This window comes from Arthrobacter sp. MW3 TE3886 (genome assembly GCF_041262145.1).
In the GTDB taxonomy this organism is placed as follows: domain Bacteria; phylum Actinomycetota; class Actinomycetes; order Actinomycetales; family Micrococcaceae; genus Arthrobacter.
The window spans coordinates 4,226,752-4,252,032 of sequence record NZ_JBGCAN010000001.1; the positions used below are offsets into that span (position 1 = coordinate 4,226,752).

Annotated in this window: 22 protein-coding genes and 1 pseudogene; 13 read left to right on the forward strand and 10 right to left on the reverse strand. The window is 66.7% G+C overall.

Features of this window, described 5'->3' with window-relative positions; all coding sequences use genetic code 11:
• Positions 1–18 precede the first annotated feature (18 nt).
• From ABH915_RS19275 to ABH915_RS19285, 3 genes are all read right to left on the reverse strand, one after another.
• Complete coding sequence (locus ABH915_RS19275) at positions 19–1,959, reverse strand: TRAP transporter large permease subunit (RefSeq protein ID WP_370124365.1); 1,941 nt, start codon at positions 1,957–1,959, stop codon at positions 19–21.
• An 87-nt stretch (positions 1,960–2,046) separates the two neighbouring features.
• The gene (locus tag ABH915_RS19280; RefSeq protein WP_370124367.1) at positions 2,047–3,078 is read right to left on the reverse strand and encodes a DctP family TRAP transporter solute-binding subunit; all 1,032 of its coding nucleotides are present in this window, start codon (positions 3,076–3,078) and stop codon (positions 2,047–2,049) included.
• 98 nt (positions 3,079–3,176) lie between these two features.
• A complete protein-coding gene (locus tag ABH915_RS19285) occupies positions 3,177–4,529 on the reverse strand; it encodes an NAD(P)H-dependent oxidoreductase (protein WP_370124369.1) in 1,353 nt (450 codons plus the stop codon).
• Between the two features lie 239 nt (positions 4,530–4,768).
• Between ABH915_RS19285 and ABH915_RS19290 the strand changes: the two genes are divergently transcribed.
• Positions 4,769–5,803, forward strand: coding sequence for a LacI family DNA-binding transcriptional regulator (locus tag ABH915_RS19290; RefSeq protein WP_370124371.1), 1,035 nt, complete (start codon positions 4,769–4,771; stop codon positions 5,801–5,803).
• A gap of 24 nt (positions 5,804–5,827) precedes the next feature.
• Positions 5,828–6,139: a putative quinol monooxygenase gene (locus ABH915_RS19295; protein ID WP_370124373.1), complete on the forward strand. Its 312-nt coding sequence runs from the start codon at positions 5,828–5,830 to the stop codon at positions 6,137–6,139.
• Positions 6,140–6,264: 125 nt separating this feature from the next.
• Here the strand turns inward: ABH915_RS19295 and ABH915_RS19300 are convergent, their stop codons facing one another.
• Positions 6,265–7,182: an MBL fold metallo-hydrolase gene (locus ABH915_RS19300; protein WP_370124375.1), complete on the reverse strand. Its 918-nt coding sequence runs from the start codon at positions 7,180–7,182 to the stop codon at positions 6,265–6,267.
• A gap of 329 nt (positions 7,183–7,511) precedes the next feature.
• Here ABH915_RS19300 and ABH915_RS19305 point away from each other — a divergent pair, with 329 nt between their 5' ends.
• From ABH915_RS19305 to ABH915_RS19320, 4 genes are all read left to right on the forward strand, one after another.
• Positions 7,512–9,110 carry a PucR family transcriptional regulator gene (locus tag ABH915_RS19305; RefSeq protein ID WP_370124377.1) on the forward strand — a complete coding sequence of 533 codons (1,599 nt, stop codon included), beginning with the start codon at positions 7,512–7,514 and terminating at the stop codon, positions 9,108–9,110.
• A complete protein-coding gene (locus ABH915_RS19310; protein WP_370124379.1) occupies positions 9,107–10,039 on the forward strand; it encodes a glutaminase in 933 nt (310 codons plus the stop codon). The genes ABH915_RS19305 and ABH915_RS19310 overlap by 4 nt, the downstream gene beginning before the upstream one ends.
• A 74-nt stretch (positions 10,040–10,113) precedes the next feature.
• Positions 10,114–11,628 (forward strand): amino acid permease, encoded by a 1,515-nt coding sequence (locus ABH915_RS19315; RefSeq protein ID WP_370124381.1) that lies wholly within the window; start codon positions 10,114–10,116, stop codon positions 11,626–11,628.
• Positions 11,629–11,937: 309 nt separating this feature from the next.
• Positions 11,938–13,623, forward strand: a complete 1,686-nt coding sequence (locus ABH915_RS19320; protein ID WP_370124383.1) for a thiamine pyrophosphate-dependent enzyme — start codon at positions 11,938–11,940, stop codon at positions 13,621–13,623.
• Positions 13,624–13,729: 106 nt separating this feature from the next.
• On the opposite strand, the pseudogene ABH915_RS19325 reads toward ABH915_RS19320, so the two are convergent.
• A pseudogene (locus ABH915_RS19325) lies at positions 13,730–14,270 on the reverse strand (DinB family protein).
• On the reverse strand, positions 14,267–15,064 hold the full coding sequence (locus ABH915_RS19330) for a DUF2306 domain-containing protein (RefSeq protein ID WP_370124385.1): 798 nt from the start codon (positions 15,062–15,064) through the stop codon (positions 14,267–14,269). The pseudogene ABH915_RS19325 and the gene ABH915_RS19330 overlap by 4 nt, the downstream one beginning before the upstream one ends.
• Positions 15,065–15,196: 132 nt before the next feature.
• On the opposite strand from ABH915_RS19330, the gene ABH915_RS19335 reads away from it, so the two are divergent.
• Positions 15,197–15,916, forward strand: coding sequence for a TetR/AcrR family transcriptional regulator (locus ABH915_RS19335; protein ID WP_370124387.1), 720 nt, complete (start codon positions 15,197–15,199; stop codon positions 15,914–15,916).
• Between the two features lie 7 nt (positions 15,917–15,923).
• Here the strand turns inward: ABH915_RS19335 and ABH915_RS19340 are convergent, their stop codons facing one another.
• From ABH915_RS19340 to ABH915_RS19350, 3 genes are all read right to left on the reverse strand, one after another.
• On the reverse strand, positions 15,924–16,712 hold the full coding sequence (locus ABH915_RS19340) for an alpha/beta fold hydrolase (protein WP_370124389.1): 789 nt from the start codon (positions 16,710–16,712) through the stop codon (positions 15,924–15,926).
• 88 nt (positions 16,713–16,800) lie between these two features.
• Positions 16,801–17,298 carry an SRPBCC domain-containing protein gene (locus ABH915_RS19345; RefSeq protein ID WP_370124391.1) on the reverse strand — a complete coding sequence of 166 codons (498 nt, stop codon included), beginning with the start codon at positions 17,296–17,298 and terminating at the stop codon, positions 16,801–16,803.
• A gap of 12 nt (positions 17,299–17,310) precedes the next feature.
• On the reverse strand, positions 17,311–17,724 hold the full coding sequence (locus ABH915_RS19350; protein WP_370124393.1) for an ArsR/SmtB family transcription factor: 414 nt from the start codon (positions 17,722–17,724) through the stop codon (positions 17,311–17,313).
• A 123-nt stretch (positions 17,725–17,847) separates the two neighbouring features.
• On the opposite strand from ABH915_RS19350, the gene ABH915_RS19355 reads away from it, so the two are divergent.
• The 6 genes from ABH915_RS19355 to ABH915_RS19380 all read left to right on the forward strand — a co-directional run bounded on the left by ABH915_RS19355 (position 17,848) and on the right by ABH915_RS19380 (position 24,780).
• A complete protein-coding gene (locus tag ABH915_RS19355; protein ID WP_370124395.1) occupies positions 17,848–18,861 on the forward strand; it encodes a medium chain dehydrogenase/reductase family protein in 1,014 nt (337 codons plus the stop codon).
• Between the two features lie 199 nt (positions 18,862–19,060).
• Positions 19,061–19,633: an MOSC domain-containing protein gene (locus tag ABH915_RS19360; RefSeq protein ID WP_370124397.1), complete on the forward strand. Its 573-nt coding sequence runs from the start codon at positions 19,061–19,063 to the stop codon at positions 19,631–19,633.
• Positions 19,634–19,825: 192 nt separating this feature from the next.
• Complete coding sequence (locus ABH915_RS19365) at positions 19,826–20,764, forward strand: LysR family transcriptional regulator (RefSeq protein ID WP_370124399.1); 939 nt, start codon at positions 19,826–19,828, stop codon at positions 20,762–20,764.
• Between the two features lie 111 nt (positions 20,765–20,875).
• Complete coding sequence (locus tag ABH915_RS19370) at positions 20,876–21,973, forward strand: tartrate dehydrogenase (RefSeq protein ID WP_370124401.1); 1,098 nt, start codon at positions 20,876–20,878, stop codon at positions 21,971–21,973.
• A 172-nt stretch (positions 21,974–22,145) separates the two neighbouring features.
• Positions 22,146–23,618 (forward strand): C4-dicarboxylate transporter DctA, encoded by a 1,473-nt coding sequence (gene dctA / locus ABH915_RS19375; protein ID WP_370124403.1) that lies wholly within the window; start codon positions 22,146–22,148, stop codon positions 23,616–23,618.
• Position 23,619: 1 nt separating this feature from the next.
• Positions 23,620–24,780 (forward strand): glycerate kinase, encoded by a 1,161-nt coding sequence (locus ABH915_RS19380; RefSeq protein ID WP_370124405.1) that lies wholly within the window; start codon positions 23,620–23,622, stop codon positions 24,778–24,780.
• Positions 24,781–24,800: 20 nt separating this feature from the next.
• On the opposite strand, the gene ABH915_RS19385 is transcribed toward ABH915_RS19380, so the two are convergent.
• Positions 24,801–25,247, reverse strand: coding sequence for an SRPBCC domain-containing protein (locus ABH915_RS19385; RefSeq protein WP_370124407.1), 447 nt, complete (start codon positions 25,245–25,247; stop codon positions 24,801–24,803).
• Between the last annotated feature and the right edge of the window lie 34 nt (positions 25,248–25,281).

Consider the following 25,281-nt stretch of genomic DNA (forward strand, 5'->3'; position numbering starts at 1 on the left):
TGTTGGCTGTCTCCTGGCTTAGAAGGGGATGAGCCCGGCGAGGGCGGGGAGGAAGGTGCTGAACCACGGAACCGCGGCCAGCACGAGGAGTCCGATGAATACGGCCACCAGGTAGGGCCAGAAGTGCTTCAGGCTGTTTTCCACGGTTTCGCGGGCGGTGGCGCAGGCTACGTAGAACCCGACGCCGGCCGGGGGTGCGAAGGAGCCGATGCCCATGGAGATGATGAGCACCATGGCGTACTGCACCGGATTGACGCCGAAGTCGATGGCGATCGGCAGCAGCAGCGGGGCAAAGATGAGCACGGCCGGCAGGCCCTCGAGCAGCTGGCCCATGATGATGAGCAGGATGATCGTGAACAGCATGAACAGGAGCGGAGAATCGCCGAGTCCGGACATGAGGTCGTGGATCTGCTGCGAGACGCCGGCGAGGGCGAGGGTCTGGGCCAGGGGCGAGGCGGCGGCGATGATGAAGAGGACCATGCCCGCCGTCGTCGTCGTTTCGCGCAGGGTGTCGCCGAGCAGCTTCTTGCTGCCCCGCCGGTAGGCGGCGGCGAGCACGAAGGCGTAGGCCACGGCCACCGAGGAGACCTCCGTCGGCGTCGCGAAGCCGCTGAGGATGCCCACCACCATGCCGACCGGCAGGAGGAGGGTGGGCAAGGCGAAGAACGTTGCTGAACCGCGTACCCGCCACGTGGCCTTGGGGCTGGCGACTCCGCCCTGCTTCCTGGCCCGCAGGAAGACGAGGGCCATGACGACGAGGGCGAGGAACGCCGCCGGAACGAAGCCGGCCAGGAAGAGCGTGGTGGTCGAGATGGTCGTGATGGATCCGAGGATGAGCAGCACGATGCTGGGCGGGATTGTTTCGCCCATGATGGCCGAGGCCGAAAGGACCGCGACCACCTCGCCGCGCGGGTATTTGCGTTCTTCGAGCATGCCGCGCATGGTGGTGCCGACGGCCGCGACGTCGGCGACTTTGGAGCCGGAGATGCCGGAGAAGATGTACATGGTGACCACGACCACCTGCAGCAGGCCGCCGCGCAGGTGGCCGATGAGGGCGTCGACGAGCTTGGCCAGCGGCAGGGTGAGGCCGGCAGAGTTCATGACCGTTCCGGCGAGGATGAAGAACGGGATCGCCAGCAGCACGAACCCCTTGGCTCCGGAGGCCATGCCGATCGGGATGGCGCTGACATCGGAAATGCCGCCGAGGTAGAGGTAGATTCCGGACGCGAGGGCCAGGACGAAGGCGATCGGGAGGCCCAGGAAGAGCAGCAGGAACAGGACCGCGAGCACCACGCCGAGGAGGACGTTCGGCGATGCGTAGTAGAACAGCGGCGGGGCCAGCATGACGACGGCGACCATTGCCGCGGCGATCCCGGCCGCGGCCAGGACGGGCCGGCGATCCTGGCGCCAGAGCTTGATGAGCGCGAACCACGCGATCAGCAGCATGCCGCAGGAGAACGGCAGGGAAACCCAGAACACGGGCAGCTGCAGGATGGGCGTCTTTTCCTCGATCTGCTGGGCCAGGGTCGGCACGAAGAGGGCGAAAGCCCCTGCACTCATGACGAAGACGAGCCAGTCGACCAGGGCGGCCAGATAGGGCTTCCACGCTGCGGGCAGGCGCATGATCAGGGCCTGCACCGACATGTGCGCACCCTTGGGATACGCGATGGCCCCGCCGATAAAGGCAATGGTCAGGAGCGCAATCTCCGACACTTCCTGGGTCCAGAGCACAGAGTCACCGGTGATGAGCCTGACCATGATGTTCAGAAGGATGACGACGAGCTCGGCGAGGATCGCCGCGCCCACGGTCCATTCGAGGACCTTGTCGAGCCAGACGGCACCACTCCAACCCGGGGGGACGTGACCGTGGTGCAGGATCTCTTCCGCGTCAGACGGAATGACCTCCTCGAGTTGCTCGGGAGCCAAGGTGCGTTTCATGTTCTTCCAGACTGTCGACATTGAGAGCGGGATGTTGGTGGAGGGGAGAGCGGAATATTGGTGGGAGGGCCGGGGCACCGATGGCGCCCCGGCCCGGGCCGTGCAGGGCTAGTTGGACTCTGTGAAAGCGATCGCCTGGTCGAAGAATTCCTTGCCGATCAGCTCGGAGAACTGCGGGTAGAGGCTCTTGGAGGTGGCTTTGAATTCTTCAAGGCCCGAGTCGCTGAGCTCGTTGACCGTCATGCCCTTGGCCGTGAGTTCGTCCAGCTGTTTCTTGGACTGTTCGGCGTCGTAGCTTGTCTTGAACGTGGCCGTTTCGGTCGAGGCGTCGGTGAGGGCCTTCTTTTGATCCTCGGAGAGTGTGCCCCACTTCTTCGATGACAGGGCGAGCACCCAGGCGTCATTGATGTGGTTGGTCAGCGAGACATATTTCTGCACCTCGGAGAACTTATTCGTCCACGGCACCTCGATCGGGTTCTCCTGCCCGTTGATCGTTCCCGTCTGCAGGCCCGTGAAGACCTCGGAGAAGGCCATGGTGGTCGGGCTCGCGCCGAGCTTTCCGAAGAAGTCGGTCCAGAGCGGGTTGCCGGGAACGCGGATCTTCAGGCCCTTCAGGTCCGACGGCTTCTGAATGGGGCGCACCGAGTTGGTGATCTCGCGGCCGGTCCGGGTGAGGAAGGACAAGGCGACGGTGTCTTTGGCTGCGAGCTTGTCCTTGAGTAGCTGGCCCGGCTTTCCTGCCAGGAACGCCGCTTCCTCGGTCGTGTCCTTGAAAAGGTAGGGGATGCTGATGCCGTTCATTTCCGGTACCACCGAGGCGTACACGGAAGTCGAGAGGATGAGGGCGTCGAGCGAGCCGCCCTGCAGGCGGGTGACGGCGGCGTTCTGGTCCCCGCTGAAGCTCGTTCCGTTCGGGACCACCGTGACGATCACCGATCCGTTGGAGGTCTTCTTGACCTGGTCGGCGAAATGCTGGGCGGAAACGCCCACGGACGAGGTGAGCGGATCCGGGATGGACAGCTGGATTTTCGCCGGAGCGCCGCCGGCCCCGCCGGGCGCTCCGGAAGCGCAGCCGGCGAGGAGCGAGGCGGCCAGGGTGCAGGCCAGCACTCCGGTGAGGGCGCGGGTCTTGGATTTCATGTGATGCCTTTCTTCATTGGAAGGAGTCTTGTTCCGGAGGCGTGAACAGGTGAAGTTCATGGCCGCGCCCGGTGTGCTGCGGGGAGTTGCGGGGAGCGTCAGGCGCTGAGGGCGGTTTCCGCGACGAGCGCTTCGGTTTCACGACGCAGCTCGAGGGCCTGGGACAGGGAGTCATCCATGATGACGTCGTCCCAGCCGACGATCTCGCCCTTGGCCACGTCGTTGCGCAGTTCCACATGGTGGGCCAGCGCCACCGGGAGTGCGCCGGCCGAGACGGAGTGCCTGGCCGAGACGAGCTTGCCCCAGACCGTGTACCCGCCTTCGCCGTCGAGGAACTCACCGGCTTTCAGGTCCTTCTTCGCCGTCGCCACAACGTCGCCGAAGAACCCGACGGGCGAACCCGTGGCGATCCCCCGAAGAACGGCGTTGGCGATGGAGACGTTCAGCTCCAGGCCCACGTAGTGGTACGGGCGGTACAGGGCGGCGTACTGGCCGGTGGGGTCCGGGTGCCACGGGTATTCGTTGAAGCAGCCGGAAACGTAGTCGTTCGTGGCCTTGACGACGACGAAGACACCCTCCTGGGTGTTGTGGGGGATCCACGTGCCGTCGCGGTTGACGCTGGACATGACATCGACGCTGCCTTCGTGCGCAAGGGCTCCCCCGACGTCGGCGGGGCGGCAGATCGTGGCGATTTCCTCGACATCCCCCGGCGTGAAGCTCAGCCCGGCGTCAGAAGGCACCAGCCCGGCGCCGTTGGCGACGGCGGCCATCTCGATGGCGGCCTTAGTGCCGTCGCGGAACGAGGTGTGCATGTTCGGGTTCAGCTGGCCGGAATCGGTGAGTTCCTTGGAGAACTCCCAGTTCTCCCAGACGTTGTCCGGGTTCATTTCGTGATAGTGCTCAAGGTACTTTGCGCCCTTGCCGGCGCAGACAACGTCGAAGCCGCTGGTGCGGGCCCAGTCGACGAGTTCCATGATGAGTGCAGGCTGGTCGCCGTAGGCCATCGAGTAGACAACACCGGCGGCTTCCGCACGCCTGGCCAGGGCGGGGCCCGCCAGGGCGTCGGCCTCAACGGTGACCATGATGATGTGCTTCTTGGTTTCAATGGCGCGCAGCGCGTGCTTCACGCCGACGATGGGGTTGCCCGTTGCTTCAACGATGACGTCGATGTCGACGTCGAAGAGCTCGTCCGCGTTGGCCACGATCGTCGTGGTGCGGTTCCTGAGGGCGGTCGCGATGTCCGGAGCGATCTGGTCCTTGGGCCAACCGACGAGATCGAAGGCGCCTTCGGCGCGCTTGACGTTGATGTCCGCGATGGCGACGACGTGGATGCCGGGGATGTTGTTGGCCTGGGCCAGGTACATGGTGCCGTAGCGGCCGGCACCGATCAGGCCAACCCGGATGGGACGGCCATCCTGTTCGCGGTCGCTGAGGAGTTTGTGAAGATTCACTGGAGTCTCTCTGGTAGGGGTGCGAAGCGAAGAGACGCCCGTCCGCCGCGGCGGATGGAACAACTTCTTTGTCGCTATGTGCTGGAAATTTACCCGAAGTGGAACCGGTTCCACTTTTGTACCACCCGGTGCTAAGCTGTGTCAACGGATCCAAACAAAACGTCCTCCGCCAGCTCATGGCACTCAAACGGAGACGCTGCATACGAACTACTGCCTAGGATTTCCCTCAAGGAGGAGCGGTGAAGAAGGCCCCAACCATTCGCGATGTCGCGGCGGCTGCGGGAGTCTCGGTCTCTGTGGTGTCCCGGGTACTGAACCCGGACTCCGGGCCCGTTGCGCCGGCAAAACGGCAGGAAGTCGTCAGGGTCATCGACGAGCTGGGCTACCGGCCCCGGGCGGCCGCCCGCGAGCTTAGCGCTGGCCATGCCCTCACGATCGGGCTCGTGGTCACGGATCTTTCCAACCCGTTTTTCGCGCGCCTGGCCGACCGCATCGTCTGGGAAGCCCGGAGCCACGGTGTGCAGGTTGTCTTGATGACCACACAGGAGGATCCGCATCTGGAAGCGGAATCGCTGGATACGCTGCTGGACCGGTCCGTCAGCGGCGTTATTGCCACCCCCACGGGCGGGAACATCGAGAAATGGGCGCGCCTGCAGGACCTCGGCGTGAATGTTGTATTCGTGGACCGCACCATCGAGGAGCTTGGCGACGCCGACGTCGTCAGCATCGAAAACTTTGACTCCGCGCAGCGCTCAACGGAGTACCTGCTAGGCCTCGGCCACACCCGGATCGCACTCGTTACGGGGCCCCGCAGCACGTCAACGGGCAGGGCCAGGATCAGCGGCTACACCGCGGCGCACGAGAGCGCGTCCCTCCCGGTTGACCCCCTGCTCATCCGCGATGTCCCGTTCCGGGGGGACGCCGGCGGCGATGCCGTCGGCTCCCTCCTTGCCATGCCTCAGCCGCCCACGGCCCTCATCGTCGCCAATACGGCCCAGGTGCAGAGCTCGGTGCGGCGGCTTGTCCAGAAGGGAGTCCGCATCCCGGAAGACCTCTCGGTGATTGTCTTCGATGACAACCCGTGGACTGAACTGATGTCTCCGCCGCTGAGCGTGATCCGCCAGCCGCTGGACATGCTCGCCGTTCATGCCATTGAACTCGTGCTCGGACGAATGCAAGGCAGGCTCCCCGAAGGCCCCCGCCTCATTGAGGTCAAGGCCGATTTCCTGCCCCGCAACAGCTGTGCCCCTCTCGCCCAGACCGCCATCCGCTAACGCCCACATCACAAAGGAAAATCCATGCCCGTCGTCGTCACCGCAACATTCACGCCCAAAGAGGGATCCTTCGACCACGTGGTCGCGGCCCTGTCCCCGGCCATTGCAGAGGTCCATGAGGAACCCGGCTGCATCCTCTACGCCATTCATGAATCCCCCAACGGGCAGATCCTCATGATCGAGAAGTGGGAATCCGCCGAATTGCTCGACGCCCATGGCGCGGGCGAACCCGTCCAGCGGCTGAATGCCGCCCTCGACGGACTGCTGGAGCGACCGGTCGAGGTCATGCGCCACGAGCCCATCCCGGCCGGGACCCCGGGCCAAGGCGCTCTCTAGGAGCCGCCACCCCGGAGTTGTGCGCCGAGTAGGCAATTCGCGGCAGTGTCCCCCACAAACACTGCCGCGAACTGCCCACTCGCGTCGGCCGGGGAACCGAATCGGCGGTCCAGGCTGCCGCGGCCTCAATCCTCGTCGAGGCAGAGGATGAAGCCGGGAAACACATGCCGGCCGGGGCGTCCGCCCACCTCGTCGATGGCCCGGCGGATCTGCCGGAGCTGCCCGACGGTCATCTGCAGCGGTGGTTCGTCGGGCTGGTAGGTGGTGAAGATCGGATAGTCGACGCCGGGCTGCCGCGACATCTCGATGTGGCAGCCCAAGACATGGGTGACGGGATGGGTGTCGCAGAACCCGATCAGCCGGTCGATGGTGCGGACAAACGCAGGCCAGTCCTGGATGTACAGCCGGCCGGGATAGACCGTGTCTCCGGTGAGCAGGAACCCGGTGTGGGGATCGTAGAACGTGACGGCCGCGTGGTGGTGCCCCGGGCTGGGCCAGCATGCCAGGACGCGGCCGCCGAGGTCCACGTGTGCAGGCCGAATGCCGCCGTCGCCGTTGTCCGGGTCACCGCCCTTGCCAGAATCGTCACTGAATTCGAAGAATTCCCACGCACTGTCCCGGGCCGCTTCCACCAGGACGGTGTCGGGACGGCCGGCGAACTGGGCATCGCCCGCGACATGGTCGCCATGCGGGTGGGTATGCAGGACGAGGAGCCCGTAGCCGTCGCGGGGATGGGCGGCAAGCCAGGTGTCCACAAGGCCGTCGACAACGCGGCGCAGCGGGAAGAAGGCCGCGGATGCCGTCGCGCCGGTATCGATGAGGACGGCCCGGGCGTTGCCGAACAGCAGGAACATGAACGGCGCCTCGTAATTGACCGCCATGTTCTGGCGCAGGATAAACGTGTGCTCGTCGTAGGCGTGGACCTGGATATCCGGGTCTGTGTTGTGTTTCGCGGACTCCGATCCGTGGATCCAGGCCACGTCCAGGTCGCCGGGCTGCGGGCCGCCTGCGGTGAAGTCGATCAGCTCCGGGGCCGTGTCCATGTGTTCTCCTGTGTGCGTCAGCGCCAGTGGCGGCCGGTGCGGCGGACGTCGGGTTCCGCAATGACGCACCAACACTCCATGATGACCGGTCCGTTTCCGGTCCTCAAACCCCGTCGATTGCTCCGTAGACGCCCTTTTGAGGAGTGATTACGGCACTTACGGAGCAATCGATGGGGCGCCGTGGGCCCGCTGACCTCGCCTTGGTCCGCAGACCTAAAACGGGCCACGTAATTTAGGAACTTTTCCATACTTTCGATGATGGCAGCTGGATAGGCTGAGGTGTCCGGACAAAGCCGTCCGGGAAGGGTGCCAATGTCAGAAGGAAGCCCATGGCCGCAGCTACGGTGGACCACATCCTCGCGGATCTCCCGCTGGGTTTCGCCAGCCTCATGCTCCGGCCGTCCCGCACGGATGCGGCGATCGAGCGATTTGTGATCGTCGACGCCGACGACGAGACCGCCGACGGCGGGACCGCATTCGTCCTGCTGATCGGCGTTCGCGGACGCTCCGCGTTGCCGGCAGTGCGGCGCCTCCTGAAGAACCCTCCCCTGGTGCTCGCCGTCAAGGGAAGTCGCGGGGAACTGGCGGAAGCCGAAGAGCTGCTGCGAGCCGCCGGAACCGGCCTGCTGCTGGTGGATCCGGCCGCGGACTGGGACCGTCTGCTGTCCATCGCCAAGGACCGGATCCAGCCGCCCAGCTACCAGCGCGAAGTGCTGACCCTTCTCGAAGAAGACCTCTTCGCCATCGCCCAGACCACGGCCCGCCTGACCTCCAGCCACGTGGTGATCGAGGATGCCGCCAACAAGGTCCTGGCGTACTCCACGGTCTCCAATGCCATTGACGAGCTCCGCAAGGCCTCCATCCTGGCCCGGCGCGGTCCGCGCAAATACGAACTCCTGCTCAAGGACCTTGGCGCCTACCGCGAGCTGCACCGGACCCGCCTGCCGGTACGGGTTGCCGCCCGGCCCCAGGACGGCCTGCGGGAACGCGTCGCCATCACCCTGTTCGCCGGCAACCGCATCATGGGCTACATCTGGCTTCAGGAAACCGGGGCCGGCTTCGGTGACGACGTCGACTACGTCCTCACCGGATCAGCCGCGCGGGCCTCCGCCGAACTGATCCGCTACCGCAACCAGCAGTCCGTGCACATGCGCGAGGACCGGATTGCACGCCTTCTTTCGGGTCCTGCCGAGGCTGCGGCGAGCGCGCACAGCGAGAAGATCCCCGCGGACCGTCCCGCGGCCCTGATCCTGCTTGGCCTGTCGGCACGTGAAGCCCAGGAAGACGACGCCGCCCTCAAACATGGGGAACTGGCCAACCTCGCCTCGATCCACGCGGCCGCCTACAAACCGTCAGCCATCGTGGGACAGTTTCACGGCGACACCGCCGTGGTCATTCCCGGGCTCCAATCCGCCAACACCGAGGCCGGGCTGCGGAGCCTGGCCCAGGCAATCGTGAGAGATGCCAACAAGCACCTCGGCATCAGCCCCTTTGCCGCCGTCGGACCCGTTGTCCCCGATCTGCTCTCGATCCATTCCGTGACCGGAATATCCGAAGCGCTGCTGGGGTGTATGCGCCTGTCCGGCGAAGCCCCGGTGGCCACCGTGGACGACTTCGAGGCAGAGATCCTCTTCCACGACGCTGTGGAGAACTTCACGACGGCGGCGTTCCGGCACCGCAGCCTCTGGGCTCTCCTTCGCGATGATGCGGAACTGGCCGAGACCCTGCGTGCATTCTTCGACGCGTCCCTGGACGTGGCCGAGTGCGCGAAGCGCATGCAGCTGCATAAGAACACCGTCTATTACCGGATAAACAAGGTCAGCCGGGTTACCGGGCTGACCTTCAGCAATCCCCGCGATTCATTGGTCGCCCTGCTTCATGTTCAGGAGTGGGCCGGCACGCAGAAGGAGCACCTGGGCAAGAAATGATGACAGCACTCGATTCGCCCCCGCTTGGCCTGGTACTGGATGACATTGTCCGCAGCCACCGGCCCCGGACGGATGCGGGGTCAGTTCCCGCAAACATTCCTCACCTGCAGTCCCCGCCGTTCGACCGTTTCGGCATCGCGGTTGCCACGACCTCCGGGGACGTGTTCAGTTCCGGCGACGCCGATCTTCCGTTCTCGATCCAGAGCATCTCCAAGGTCTTCACCCTGGCGATGGCGCTCAGCGCCGACGACTCCGGCGCGTTGTGGTCCAGGGTCCTTCGCGAGCCGTCAGGGACGTCCTTCAACTCGCTCGTCCAGCTTGAAGTCGAGCACGGAATCCCACGGAACCCCTTCATCAATTCGGGCGCCCTGGTGGTCACCGACCACCTGATGGAAAGATCTCCCGACGCCGCCGCTCAGGTCCTGCGCTTCCTCACCGGCCAGGTAGGTCAACCGGGCCCGTTCATCGACGAGATAGCCGCAAGGAGTGAACTCGCCAGCAGCAGCCGTAACCTGGCCCTCGCTCACTTCCTGAAGGAATTCGGCAACCTGCGGCGGCCCGCACAGGCAGTGGTCGAGAACTACGTCAGACAATGCTCAATCATGATGACCTGCGTGGAGGTGGCCAAGGCGGGCCTTTTCCTCGCGCAGGATGGTCGCGGAACGCAAGGCGCGGTGATCTCCAGGAGCGAGGCCAAGCGCATTGGCTCCATCATGCTGACCTGCGGCATGTATGACGCAGCCGGCGAGTTTGCCTACCGCGTGGGACTTCCAGGGAAAAGCGGTGTGGGCGGCGGAATCCTGGCCGTCGTCCCCGGCGAGTGCGTCATCTGCGTCTGGAGCCCGCGGCTGGATTCCAAAGGAAATTCCCTGGCAGGCACGGCGGCTCTCGCTGACTTGTCCGACCGGACAGGGTGGTCGATCTTCTGATCTGACGCCTGGCTGTCCCCACAATCTCCCTCCAATACCCCATTTAGATCTCTGACAGATCGAAAGGAACACCCATGTCCAACAACCCCAATGACGAGGTTGGTTTGTACCAGGCCGATGGAGGCCACGCCCACGCTTCGGATGCCACGATCCACGCGGAGGACTCGGGCTACCACAAAAGCCTGAAGCCCCGGCAGATCCAGATGATCGCCATCGGCGGCGCCATCGGAACCGGCCTGTTCCTGGGCGCCGGCGGCCGGCTCAACGCGGCCGGCCCCTCGCTGGTCATCGCCTACGCCGTCTGCGGCTTCTTCGCGTTTCTCATCCTGCGCGCCCTGGGAGAACTGGTGCTGCACCGGCCCTCGTCCGGATCGTTCGTGTCCTACGCCCGCGAATTCTACGGAGAGAAGGCCGCATTCATCTCCGGCTGGTTCTATTGGATCAACTGGGCCACCACCACCGTCGTGGACATCACCGCCGCGGCCCTCTACATGAACTTCTTCGGCAAATACATCCCCTGGATGGGGGCCGTACCGCAGTGGGCGTGGGCGCTGATCGCCCTCATCGTGGTCCTCTGCCTCAACCTCGCCTCCGTCAAGGTGTTCGGCGAACTCGAGTTCTGGTTCGCCCTCATCAAAGTCGCAGCCCTTGTCGCGTTCCTGCTGGTCGGCGCCTACTTCGTCATGTTCGGCACCCCCGTGGACGGCCAGGAAGTCGGCTTCAGCCTCATCTCCGACAACGGCGGCATCTTCCCCAACGGCCTGCTGCCCATGATCATCCTCATGCAGGGCGTGCTGTTCGCCTACGCCTCGATCGAACTGATCGGCACCGCCGCCGGCGAAACCGAAAACCCCGAAAGGATCATGCCCAAGGCCATCAACTCCGTAGTTTTCCGCATCGCCGTCTTCTACGTCGGCTCGGTCATTCTGCTCGCCCTGCTGCTGCCTTACACCTCGTACGAAAAAGGCGTCAGCCCGTTTGTGACGTTCTTCGGATCCATCGGCATCCAGGGCGTGGACGTCATCATGAACCTCGTGGTCCTCACGGCCGCCCTGTCCTCTCTGAACGCCGGCCTGTACTCCACCGGCCGCATCCTGCGCTCCATGTCGGTGGCCGGATCGGCCCCGAAGTTCGCCCAGCGGATGAACAAGGCCGGCGTCCCCTACGGCGGCATCGCCATCACCGCCGGCGTCTCCCTCCTCGGGGTCCCGCTGAACTACCTCGTCCCCGGCCAGGCATTCGAGATCGTCCTGAACGTCGCCTCCGTAGGCATCGTCGTCACCTGGGCGACCATCGTGCTCTGCCAGATCCAGCTCAAACGGTGGGCAGACAGAGGCTGGCTCGAGCGCCCCTCTTTCCGGATGTTCGGCGCCCCCTACACCGGGTACCTCTCCCTGGTGTTCCTGCTCGGCGTGCTCGTCATGGTCTTCATCGACTCCCCGCTCACGCTGCTGGTGACCCTGGTAGCCTGCGCGCTGATGGTAGGCGGCTGGTACGCCTGCCGGAAACAGATCCACGACATCGCCGAAACCCGCGACGGTTTCACGGGCGCCGCGCCCGTGCTGGCCAACCGAACCCCAATCCACTAATCGAACCTCGCTCATCGAACATTCGGGCGCCGACCCGTCCCCCAGCCCGACATACAACCTGAAAGCCTCCATGAAGCCACAAAACCCGCTGAGTCACGGCCGCCCCGGCACTCTGCAGGAGCGCCACCCGCCAGCCGCAAACGAAGGCAACCCGCCGGCGTCGAACGACAGTTGCGAAGACGGCTGCTTCTTCTGTACCGGGCCTGAAACCGACTAGCAATCCGCCACCCTCCCGCCGTGCCCGGCGGAACTGTCCCATCCCAACAAGCCAGAAAACCAGTAGTGATGACAACGGAGTTCACAGCAACCATGACCGTAACTGACACGAAGCCCTCCGACGGCGACCTCCTCCACCCGGGCAAGACGCTCAAGTCCGCCGGCCACGTAATTGTTGATTCTCTCGTGGCGCACGGGGTCGAACGCACCTTTGTTGTCCCGGGGGAAAGCTTCCTGGACGTGCTCGACGGGCTGCACGACTCTGAGATCGAGACCGTGGTCTGCCGCCATGAGGGCGGCGCCGCCTACATGGCCGAGGCCGACGGCAAGATGAACCAGCGCCCCGGCGTCGCCATGGTCACCCGCGGCCCCGGGGCGGCGAACGCCCACGTGGGCCTGCACACCGCGTGGCAGGACTCCACCCCGATGCTGCTCTTCGTCGGACTGATTCCGTTCGCGCACCGGGACCGCGAGGCGTTCCAGGAGTTCGACATCAAGGCGTGGTTCGACACGGGCGCCAAACGCGTGATGGTCCTCGACCACCCCGAGCGGGCCTCCGAAATCGTCGCGGAGGCAATGTTCGCGGCCATGAGCGGCCGTCCCGGCCCCGTGGTGGTCGGCCTGCCGGAGGACATCATCCGGGTCCCCATTGATCCGGCCCTGCACCCGGCCATCCCGGTGGCCGCGGGCGGCATGAGCAGCACCGATGCCGGTGCCCTGGCCGAGGCCCTGGCCCAGTCCAAGAAGCCGCTCTTTGTCACCGGCGGCAACGACTGGACCCAGGAAGCGGCCTCGGAGCTGACCGGCTGGCTCGAAAAGCACCACATCCCGGCCGCGGCGGAGTGGCGCACGCAGGGAACCGTCTCCTTCGACTCCCCCAGCTATGTGGGGCCGATCGGCTACGGCCGGCCCCGCCCCACCTATGACCTCCTGGAGGAAACCGACCTGCTCGTCTTTGTCGGGACAATCCCCGGGGACGTGATCACGGACGGCTTTGTCTGCCGGCAGGACTGGAACAAGAACAACTTCCTCGTCACCATCGATCCCTCGCTGCGCGGCCGCTCCGGTCCGGTCTCCCGCCAGATCCTGGCCAAGCCGGACGCCTTCGTCCGGGATCTGGTCAACATCGACCTGCCCGTCAGTCAGCAGTGGAAGGCGTGGACGGCCCGAATGCGCGCCGAGCAGCGCTCCTTCGCCAGCCTGCCGCCGTCGACCCCCGGCGAGGGGCCCGCGAAGATGGACACCCTGATGGCGAACCTCGTCCCCCTGCTGCCGGAGGATGCCCTCGTGACATTCGGGGCGGGCGAGCACACCAACTGGGCGCACCGCTACTTCCCCACCCGGCGCTACGCCTCGATGATCAGCGCCCGGAACGGTTCCATGGGGTACTCGGTGCCCTCGGCGATCGCCGCCTCGCTGGCCAACCCCGAGCGCCGGGTGGTCACCATCGCCGGCGACGGGGAATTCCTGATGAACGGCCAGGAGCTCGCCACGGCCGCCCAGTACGGAGCCACGCCGCTGATCATCGTGATGGACAACCAGGAATACGGCACCATCCGCACCCACCAGGAACGCCACTACCCGTCCCGGGTATCGGGGACGCAGCTGAAGAACCCCGACTTCGGCATGATGGCCCGGGCGTTCGGCGGTTTCGGCATCACAGTCACCGAGGACAAGGACGTGCCGGCCGCCCTCGAGGCTGCGTTGGCCGCCATCGACCGGGACCGTGTGTTCGCCCTGGTCCACCTCGTCGTCGAACAGCGAGTCAAGGCCTACTAATCCGCCCTGCCCAACCTCGTTGCGCGATCAGTCCTGGTCGTCATTCGGCGTTGATAACCGCCAGGACTGATAGCGCAACGGGTGGAAGCGTCGACCCGCCTGCCGCCTACTCCCCCGTTTCGCCGTCCACGGCCTCGCGGAGGAGGTCGGCGTGGCCGTTGTGCCGGGCATACTCCTCGATCATGTGGCACAGGATCCAGCGCAGGCTCGGTGCCGAACCGTCCGGCCACGGGCGTCGGGCCAATTGGTCCAGGCCACCGGTGGCCAGGGCCTCCGCGACGCTGGCCCGGGACCGGTCCACGGCGTCCTGCCACAGGGTGCGCAGCTGGTCCGGGGTGTCCCCGGCGGCGGAATGCCACTCCCAGTCCGGGTCGGCCTTCCAATCCACGGCGGCGAACGGGGCCTCGCGGTCCCGGGCGTGCAGGGACCGGGAGAACCATTCGCTCTCCACATAGGCCATGTGCTTCAGGAGCCCGCCCAGGGTCATCGATGAGGCGGCGGTGGTGGCCACGAAGCCCGGCCGCGTCCAGTCCGGCGCATTTCCACGCCAGCGTGGCCCGCTGATAGTCCAGGAATCCCAGGAGGGTCGCGGTTTCGTCGGCGGCAAGGGGAGGCTCCGGGCGGCCCTGATCATCCACAATCGTCATGCGCGTGAGTCTAGCCGCCCGGACTCCACCTCGCCGGAAGCTGCCCGCTTCGCCGGAACAGTACGGCGATCCGGCACGCTTCCGGCGACTTCGACGACGGCGGCGGGCCCGGGGACGGCGACGGCGGGCACCCGCACGGTCCGCCTGGCGCGCCGGTGGATGACGTACTCGGCCACCGCAACGTTGATCACCCAGGCTGCCCCCAGGAGCACCGCCCGGGTCGGTTCGTCAGGCGGGCCCACTAGCAGGATCCACGGCAGCCCCGTTAGCGCCTGCGTTCCCGCGGCGACGCCGATCGCGTAGCCACGGGTCATCCACGCGCCGTGCCGTACAAAGTCCCGGCGCACCACCGCCACGACTCCCAGGACAATGCTCGCCGCCATGGCCGAGCCGAAGACCAGCCGCAGCACCAACAGCGCCGGGCCGTCCCCGGGCGGCAGCGGATAGAAGACTGCCATCCACAGGCCGGACAGGGCGGCCAGCAGGCCCGCGGGCGCGAGGATGCGGCCGGCGATGCGGTGCCAGCCGCGGCGGCCCCGCAGCGAGGGGAGGAACTGGAACGCCCCGAGCAGGCTGTAGGTGGTGACACTGAGGATGTGCGTCACCACGGGCACCGGCGAGGCGAAGAACCGGGCGTTCTGGGCGGTGATGGCGGCACCGCCGGTCAGTTCCGTCAGCCGCGCCGCGCCCGCGATCACCGGGATGAGGCTGAGAAGGATCAATCCGGCGGGCACCGGCCACTGGGGGCGGCGGCGGACACGGGGGACGGGGGCGGTGCTGGCGTGTGTTGTCACGGCGTGGTCCTTGGCTGGGATGGCTGGAGGCGGTGGTACATGGGCCGGGGTGTACGGCGTACACCTGATGCGGCAACGTTAGGTGTACGGCGTACACTTGTCAATGGGGAACCGTTAGGGAAAGGTGGCCGGATGACCCAGCAAGCGGAGCGAACGCGCCGGATCCCGTTGAGCCGGGACCGCGTCCTGGCTGCCGCCGTCCAGCTGGCCGATCACGTGGGGATCGAGGCGCTGAGCATGCGCCGGCTGGCGCAGGAACTCGGCGTCGTGCCGATGGCGCTCTACAAGCACGTGGCCAACAAGGAGGAACTCCTCGACGGCATGGTGGACGCCCTTGTCAGCGAGATCGATCCTCCCGTCCGCGACGCCGGCTGGAAGGACGCCGTGCGCCTGAGGGTGCTCTCGGCGCGGGGGGCACTGCTGCGGCATCCGTGGGCACGGCAAGTGCTGGAATCGCGCACGAACAAAACGCCCGCGGTCCTTGGCTATATGGACTCGTTCATCGGCATGTTCCTGGCCGGAGGTTTCTCCGTGGACCTGACCCATCACGTCATGCACGCCCTCGGCAGCCGCATGTGGGGGTTCACCCAGGAACTGTTCGACGACTCCGCCGACGGGAACGCCGCGGGACTGGCCGCCCTTCCGCCGGAGGCCCAGGCGGCCATGTTCCAGGAGATGGCCGAGCGGTATCCGAACATCCTGAAGGTCGCCACCGCCTCCGCGCACCAGGACTCCGTGGTGGGACAGGGATGCGATGACCAGTTCGAGTTCGAGTTCGCCCTCGATCTGCTCCTGGACGGCTTCGAGCGGCTGCACCGGCAGCACTGGACCTCCGCGCCGGCACCGTCCTAGCTGTCGGCTACTCCTCCAGGAACCGCAGCAGGTACGGGAGAGTGGTCCGCATGGCCCGCAGGTCGCCCCCGCTGGCGGCCAGCTCGCCGAGGTAGTCGCCGTGGCTGCCGGGCACGATCATCAGGCGCGCCCCGGGAATGACCCGTGACATCCGCACGGCGTGTTCAGCGCTGACGACGTCGCGGTCGGCGCTCAGCACCAGGGTGCGGGCCGTGATGCGGCGCAGATCCTCGTCCGGCCAGCCGGGGAAGGTCATGATCCGCTGGCGGTCGAGTTCGAACATCCGCTCGAGGTGTCCGGGCTCCGGATTGAGCCGGCGGTCCGCGGACCGGTACGCCTCCGGCATCTCATCGAGGGTTGCCTTCTCCATCCCCTCCCAGAACTCGTCGCCTACAGCGTCGCGGCTGACGAAGGTTGAGGCGGCAATCAGGCAACGCACCATGGACGGATGCCTCATGGCCAGCGCAAGCGCAGTGTGGCCCCCGGCGCTGAACCCGAGCACATCCACGGAGTCCACGTTGAGCTCATCGAGCACGGCTTTGACGTCCCCGGCCGAGTTTTCGGCGGTGAGCGGCCGGCCGGTAGCCGCGGTCCGGCCGTGGCCTTCCTCTTCGACGGCGATCACCTGCAGGCTCTCGGCCAGCAGCGCGGGGATGAGGCCGGCGAAGTTGGTCTCGATGCTCGAGCCTCCGCCAGGAATCAGCAACAGCGGAGGCTCGCCGACCCGCGGGTGACCATGGACCTCGTAGTACATCCGGAGGTCGCTGTTGGCCGCGTAACCGTGGGTGAAAGTCACATGGCATCCTAACGCCGCACGCGGCGGGCTGAATAGGGCCAAAGGACGACGGCGGCAGATTCCCGCCGCCGTCGTCTTGCGTTGCAGGTCAGGCGTTGACGGACTCGGCGAGGATCGCGTCGACCTGGCCGAGTGCCCCCTTCATGCCTTCTTCCATGCCCATGGCGACGATCTGCTCCATCTGTTCCTCGGCCTCGAAGGTGGACAGGATGGTCATTCGGGTGCGGCCGCCGATTGGCTCCAGCGTCACAACACCGTGAATGGTGCCCATGTCGGCCACGGGGTCGCCGTTGTCGTCCGCGAAGCCGTCATCGAACTCCAGGCGGTGCGGGGCGTTGATGGTCACGAACCGCCACCAGCCGCGGGCCTTCTCCCCCTCGGGTCCCGTCATGTAGTAGCTGGCCTCGCCGCCCGGGACGAACTCGTGCTTCTCGAAGGTGGCCGGCCAGGTGGGCGGGCCCCACCAGCGCTCGAGCTGGCGCGGGTCCTCCCAGACTTGCCAGACTCGCTCCACGCCGGCGTCGAACTCGGCGACCACGGTGAGGCTCAGCGCCTCGAGATTCTTGACTGAACTGATAACCGTCATGACGAACCCTTCCTAACCTTCAGCTTGCTGGTTCCTGCCTTGCGTGTTGCCTTGCTGGTTTGTGTTGCCTGATTCGGGGGCGGCCGTTTCGGCGAGCAGGTCTGCGATCCGCTCCGCCCGCTGCCGCCAGATGACCTCGTACTCGTCGAGCAGCCGGCGGGCCCGCTGCAGCCCATCGTGGTTGGCCCGCACAATCTGCTCCCTCCCCCGCTTTTCCTTGGAGACAAGGGAAGCGCGTTCCAGGACCGCCACATGCTTCTGGACGGCCGCGAAACTCATGGCATAGAAGGCAGCGAGCCCGGAGACCGAGTACTCGCCCACCGTCACCCGGCGCACGATATCCCGGCGGGTCGTGTCGGCGAACGCCTGGAACAGGCGGTCGAGTTCTTCGTCGTTGAGCTGGGCTCGGAGCTGATCTACAACCATTTGGTTGTAGAATAGTCCGGCGGTTCGGGGGTGTCAATAGGTCGGGAAACGGCCCAGACGAGACCCGGCGCCGGGCGCCAAGAGACCGGTGTGCGGAGCGGGTGCCGAGCGTAGAGTGAGCCCATGAAGCGTGTGGTGATCGACCGCTTCGGCGGCCCCGAGGTCCTGCAGGTGGTGGAGGTCGAGGATCCCCGGCCCGGCCCGGGCGAAGTCCGCGTCAGGGTCCTGGCCTCGGGGGTCTCTTTCACCGACGCACAGTTGCGCGCCGGCACCTACCTCGGCGGACCGAAGCCGCCCTTCACGCCCGGCTACGAGTTCGTCGGCATCGTCGATGAGATCGGGCCCGGTTGCTCGCGGGTACGGGTCGGAGACCGGATCGGCGCGCTGACGGTGTGGGGCGCCAACGCCGAACTCGTCTGCGTACCGGAGGCATACGCGGTGGAGGTGCCTGAGGACCTCGACCCGGCCGAGGTCGTGAGCCTCGTCTTCCCCTATATGACCGCTTACCAGCTGCTGCACCGGACGGCCCAGGCGAAGCCCGGGGAGAGCGTTCTGGTTCACGGCGCGGCCGGCAGGGTGGGCACCGCTATCCTCGAGCTCGGAACACTGGCCCGCCTCCGCCTCTACGGGACCGCCGCCGGCGCGGACCGCGCCGCAGTGGCGCGGCTGGGCGCGGTGGCGATCGACTATCAGAACGAGGATTTCCTGGCCCGAGTGCGCGGGCTCACCGGCGACGGCGTCGACATTGCCCTCGACGGGATCGGTGGGCCGTTGTCGCTGCGCTCCTTCCGCGCACTGCGGCCCGGCGGTCGGCTCGTTGTGTTTGGCCGCTACGCCACGATCGCGCAGGGGCGCAAGAACTGGCCGGGCGTGATCGCCTGGTACGCGGCAACGGGGAGCGTCGCGCTCTGGGGCTGGCTGTCACCCCGCCGAAAAGTGCTGTCCTACCGGATCCAGAAGTTGCGCATCCATCACCAGGACTGGTTCAGGGCAGACTTCTTCGCCCTGCTCGAGATGCTTCGCCGCGGCCAGATTCACCCGGTGGTCGCCGAGCGCCTGCCAATTTCCGACGTTCGTCGCGCCCATGAGCTGCTGGAAAGCACCGCGGCGAAAGGGAAGATCGTGCTCGTACCCTGAGCCGGCATGGCTGACGCCGCGGCACTAGGCGTAAGGCCCCGCCGGGTTCGCCGGAAGCCTGCGAGGTAGCCGCAAGGTTCCGGCGAGCCCGAGGGTTTCCGGCGACTTCGCGCGCCACAGCCGGCACACATGCACGCGGCCGCCGTACCCGGGACCATCGACGCGCCCCAACGCCACGATGGGAGGATAGTTTTAGGGCATGACGGCAAGCTACAGGTACGACGTCGAGATCCTGCACCTCCTCGTCTCGCCGGCGCACGCCTACTTCGGCCGCGCCCGCGATGGTGCGGCGCAGGTCCCCACGACGGACGCGGAACAAGTCGAACTCGTGGCCGGCAAGGGCATCGTCGGCGACCGGTTCTTCGGCAAGGCCGCGCACATGGACGCCGCCGTCACCCTCCTCTCGATCGAGGCCCTCGAGGCGATGGCCGAGGAGCTGGGAACCGGACCCTTTGACCCGCTCCCGACCCGGCGGAATGTGGTCCTCCGGGGCGCCCACCTCGCTCCCCTGCTCGGCGAAGAGTTCGCGCTCGAATCGAGGGGGGACGTGGTCCGGATCCGGGCCGGACGGCCAGCCCACCCCTGTGCCTGGATGGACCGGATGCTTGCCCCGGGCGCGCACGCCGCCATGCGCGGCCGGGGAGGCGTGCGCTGCCAGCCCCTTTCGACCGGCCTCCTGAGCCGCGGGCCGGCCGTGCTGGTCAGCCCCGTGCCGCTCGACCCCGGACAGGCCGGCGTCCCCACGCTGCTGCGCCCGTCCCGGCTGCCGTAGCGCCGGGTTGCGTGATCCGGCGCGGACGACGGCGGGCGGCGGCCGGCGCGGGCGGCGCGGGCGGCGATAGCGTTCTTTGCCTCGGATGTGGAACAAATGCTCATCCGGACCGTCGGCAGGAAATAGGCTCGGACTCATCGATCAGGCGGACGCACGGCAACCGCCAAGCGCCCAACCGGTGAAGGAGCCAGCGTGGACACCCGAAAGCTGAAGTATTTTCTGGCTGTTGTTGACCACGACGGGTTCAGCCGGGCGGCGGAGCACCTTCTCATCGCCCAGCCATCCCTCTCGCAAACCATCGCCGCCCTCGAGAAGGAGCTGGGCGTGCCGCTGTTCCACCGGATCGGGCGGCGGGCGGTGCTCACGGAGGCGGGCAAGGAGCTGATCGGGCCGGCCCGGCTCGTGATGCGCAACCTCGATGCGGCGCAGTCTGCGGTGCAGTCGGTGCGGGGGCTGCGCAGCGGACGGCTGGACATCGTCACGATGCCCTCGCCCGGGATCGAGCCGCTGTCATCGATGATCGCCGCCTTCACGCGGGCGCATCCCCTGGTCAGGCTCAATGTCAGCGCCGCCTTCACTCCGGAGGACGTCATCGAGTCTGTCCGAAGCGGCAGCACGGAGATCGGGCTGGCAGGATCCCCCACGCCCATCAAGGTTCCCGGCGTTGAGGTGCTGGAGCTCGATCGCCAGCCGCTGATCCTTCTCGTCAATCCCCAGTCCGATACGTTCGGCGCCGCAACAACCATCCAACGCGAGGAGCTGGCCGGCCACCGTCTGGTCGCGAGCCAGCGCGGTTCGCTGATGCGGTGGCTTGTGGACGACGCCCTGGCACGGGGGATCGACGCCGAGATCGTCGTCGAGGTCGCCCACCGGACCTCGATACTGCCGTTGGTCCTGGCCGGGGTCGGCCACGCCGTGATGCCGTCGTCGTGGGCGCCCCTGGCGCACAAATCAGGGCTGCGGACGCTGCTGATCGAACCCGTGTCCTACCTGGATGTTGCCGTTCTCAGCCGGAGGGACGACCTGACCCCCGCAGCCCGGTCCTTCCTGGCGGTGGCGCGGCTGCACGCGGCCCCGCCACCGCAAGGAAAGACAGACACGCCTCCCCCGGGCGCCTCATCAATAGGCTGAACCTATCTAGCGGATCGGATCTTGGTCTTGGACGGCAGGTGGTGCCGGCCCGTCTACTTGAAGAGGAAGGCAGTGTGACGCTGCTAACACACTCAATGAGGAGGTAGGCACATGAGCGCCACCCAGAAATTCAGCATCGCTTCAATCCCCGCCGACGGGGTCGGCAAGGAAGTCGTCTCCGCCGGACGCCGGGTCCTGGACGCCCTGGCACAGAATTCCGGCGGCAAGTTCGCCTTCGAATGGACCGAGTTCCCGTGGGGCTGCGAGTACTACGCCAAAACCGGCCAGATGATGGACCCCGACGGACTGGACACCCTCAAGGACTTCGACGCCATCTACTTCGGCGCCGTCGGCTGGGAAAACGTCCCGGACCACATCAGCCTCTGGGGCCTGCGCCTGAAGATCACCCAGAACTTTGACCAATGGGCGAACATCCGCCCGGTGAAGTTCCTCCCGGGCGTCCAGTCCCCGCTGCGCAAGGCCGACACCACCGAGCTCGACTGGATTGTGGTCCGCGAAAACAGCGAAGGCGAGTACGCCGGCCTCGGCGGGCGCAACCTCAGCGGCCGTGGCCCCGGCAACGAGGTGGCCCTGCAGACCGCGCTGTTCACCGAGAAGGGCTGCGAGCGCATCATGCGCTTCGCGTTCGATCTCGCCCGGACCCGCACGGTGAAGAAGGTCTCGTCGGTCACCAAGTCCAACGCCCAGCAGTACGGCATGGTCCTCTGGGACGAAACCTTCCAGCGTGTTGCCCTGGACTACCCGGATGTCGCCACCGAGAGCGTCCTGGTCGACGCGATGAGCGCCAAGTTCATCCTGCACCCCGAGGACCTCTCCGTCGTCGTCGCCTCCAACCTCAACGCCGACATCCTCTCCGACCTCGGCTCGGCCCTGGCCGGCAGCCTCGGCCTGGCCGCCAGCGCAAACCTGAACCCGGAGCGCCGCTTCCCGTCCATGTTCGAACCGGTCCACGGCTCGGCCCCGGACATCGCGGGCAAGGGCATCAGCAACCCGATCGGCGCGATCGCCAGCGCAGCCCTGATGCTGGACCACTTCGGTCTGCACGAGGAAGCCCGCCGCATCGAGGCCGCCATCGAAGAGGCAACCGGCACCGGCCACCTGACCCGCGACGTCGGCGGCGACGCCACCACCGCGGACGTCACCGACGCCATCATCGAGGCCCTCGCCCGCACCCTGGCCACCGTCTAGCGCTGCGGCGCACTAAGACGGACGACGGCACTGAAACAGACGACGCCGGCCGCGCGGCCGCCGTCGAACGCTATACCACCGCACGGGGCGGCTGCGCCCAACTGGCACCCGCCCCGTGCAAACCCCACACTTAAAAGCATCTCCAGAGACATTCCACAATGAGGTAGGAATCATGGGACACATCACCACCGCGGGCACGGAAATCCCTGCCCCCAAGAAACGCTGGTACAGGCAGCTGTACTTCTGGGTATTAACCGGCATCGTCCTCGGCATTCTGGTGGGCTGGCTGGCCCCGGCCGCGGGCATCGCCATGGAGCCGATCGGCACCACCTTCGTCAACGCCATGAGAATGCTGATCGGCCCGATCGTGTTCCTGACCATCGTCGGCGGCATCGCCAGCGTCGCCGATCTGAAAAAGGTCGGCATGACCGGACTGAAGGCCCTGACGTATTTCCAGGTCGGCACGATCTTTGCCCTGCTCTTCGGCCTGGTCGCCATCAACATCTTCCGCCTCGGCGACGGCGTCAACGCAGACGCCAGCGCGATCAAGACGACGGACTCCGCAGCCAAACTCATCGACGCCGGCGCGCACCAGGAATGGTGGCAGTTCCTGACCCACATCATCCCCACCAGCATCGTCGCGCCCTTCGTGGAAGGCGACATCCTCCAGATCATCTTCATCGCCGTGATCTTCGGCATCGCCCTGAACGCCATGGGCAAGGTCGGAGCGCCCGTCCTCGACGGCGTCCAGCGCCTCACCGGGGTCATGTTCAAAATCCTGGGCTTCATCATGAAGGCCGCCCCGCTGGGCGCGTTCGGCGCGATGGCCTTCGCCGTCGGCAAGTACGGCGTCTCCTCCCTTTCCAGCATGGGCGGGCTGATCGCCCTCTTCTACGCCACCTCGATCCTGTTCGTCGTCGTGGTCCTCGGATCCGTCATGGCCTTCCTGAAGCTGAACATCTTCAAAATGATCCGCCACCTCAAGGAGGAATACCTGCTCATCCTGGGCACCTCCACTGCCGAACCGGCCCTGCCGGGCCTGATGCGCAAGCTCGAGCACGCCGGTGTGAAGAAGGAAACGGTCGGGCTCGTGGTCCCCACCGGCTACAGCTTCAACCTCGACGGAGCCGCCATCTATCTGTCCCTGGCAGCCGTCTACATCGCCCAGGCCACCAACACGAACCTGACCATCGGCCAGCAGCTGGGCCTCATCGCGGTCATGCTGCTCACCTCCAAGGGCGCCGCGGGCGTCGCGGGCGGCGGCTTCATCGCCCTGACCGCCACCCTGGCCACGCTCGGCACCATCCCGGCCGCCGGCATCATGCTCATCTTCGGCATCGATAAGTTCATGTCCGAGTGCCGGGCCCTGGTGAACTTCACCGGCAACGCCGTCGCCACCTTGTTCATCGCCTGGTGGGACCACACCCTGGACGCGGACCGCGTCCGCCGCGTCTTCAACGGCGAAGCTGTTGAGCCCCTGCCCAGCGAGGACCCGACCCCACTGGACGAGTTCACGGATATCGCTGCTGACCTCACCGACCACGGCCACCCGTCCATGGACAGCCACCCGGGGCACGCGGAACCCGCCGAGGACGCCCCGACGGCCCAGGACAACCGCCGCCCCGCCTACTCGGAAACCATCTGACATGTTCAACACCACCGCCCCGAAAACCGTGCGGACCCTCATTGCGCCGGACAAGTTCAAAGGCAGCCTCACGGCCGGCGAGGTGGCCGATGCCCTGGCCGCAGGGCTCCGCGCCGGAGCAGGCTCCACCGGCGGGGCCGCCGCGGTCCACTGCGAGCTGCTTCCGCTGGCCGACGGCGGGGACGGCAGTGTGGATGCCGCCGTCGCCGCCGGCTTCACCCGGCACCGCCACACCGTCACCGGGCCCACCGGCCAGCCCGTCCGGGCCGGCATCGCGTACGACGGCACCACCGCCGTCGTCGAGGTCGCCAACACCTGCGGCCTGGCGCTCCTGCCGGAGGGCCAGCTGGAACCCTTGGTGTCCTCCAGCCGGGGCTTTGGGGAGGCGGTCCTGTTGGCCCTCAGCCTGAACCCGGCCAGGATCGTGCTGGCGCTGGGCGGAAGTGCCAGCACCGACGGCGGCATGGGAATGCTCACCGCCCTGGGCTACAGCTTCCACGACGCCGATGGCCGGCAGCTCTACGGCAGCGGACAGTCCCTGGCGCAGATCCACACCATCCGCCGGACCAGGTTCCCGGAACTGGACGGGACGGAGCTCGTGGTCGCCAGCGATGTCCACAATCCGCTGCTCGGGGCCGACGGCGCGCCGGCGGTCTTCGGACCCCAAAAGGGCGCCGGACCCCAGGACATTGCGGCACTCGAGCACGGGCTGGAGCACCTCGTCGCCAAGATGACGGACGCCGGGTTCGAGGATGCGGCCGCACTTGCGCGGCGCGAGGGTGCCGGAAGCGCCGGCGGGATCGGCTTCGCCTGCCTGCTGCTGGGCGCAAAGCAGGTCTCGGGCGCCGACTACTTCCTGGACCTGCTCGATTTCAACAACCGCAGGGACAGCTGCGACGTCGTCATCACCGGCGAAGGCAGCATCGACGAACAGACCCTCGCCGGAAAACTTCCCGCCGCCGTCGCCCGGAGGTCCGGAACCCGCCCGATCATCGCGGTGGCCGGCCGTTCCCTCCTCCCCCGGGAACGGTGGTCCGAACTGGCGCTCACCCGGGTCTACACCCTGGCCGAGTACACCGACCAGGACTCCTCCAAAGACCCCGGACTTTCCGCCGCCCTGCTGCAGAGGATCGGGAGGGACATCGCGGCAAGCCTGCTGTAGGCACTCTGCCGCCGTACGGCCTAATCGCGCCCTGGCTCTTCCCGCTCCGCGATTCCTTTCACGCTCTTTACCAGGCTGTCCCACATGCCCTTGGAGTGGTCGGCTTCCTCGGCACTGGCGTTGTTGTCCTGGGCGAGCGTCAGTTGCGTGGCGCCGGCCCGGTCCTCGAGCGTCCAGGTGAGCGTGTGGTAGTTCTCGGGCGCATCCTCCTGGCCGCTCAGCGGACTGAAGTGCGTAACGACCAGCCGCCGACCGGGCTCAAACTCAAGGATGCTGCCCCTGTCCTCGTACTCCTTGCCGTCCCAGGTGCCCCGCCACAGGATGGTTCCGCCCACCGTCCAGTCGGTCACGAGTTCGGTGCCGAACATGAACTCCCTGGCGGCGCCGGGATCGGTGATCACGGACCATACGCGGCTCGCGGGCGCCTCGATGGTGATGGTCGATGTCGCCACATACTGTCCGGGCATGGCCTTCCCTTCTCTCAGAATCGGCTCTAAAATC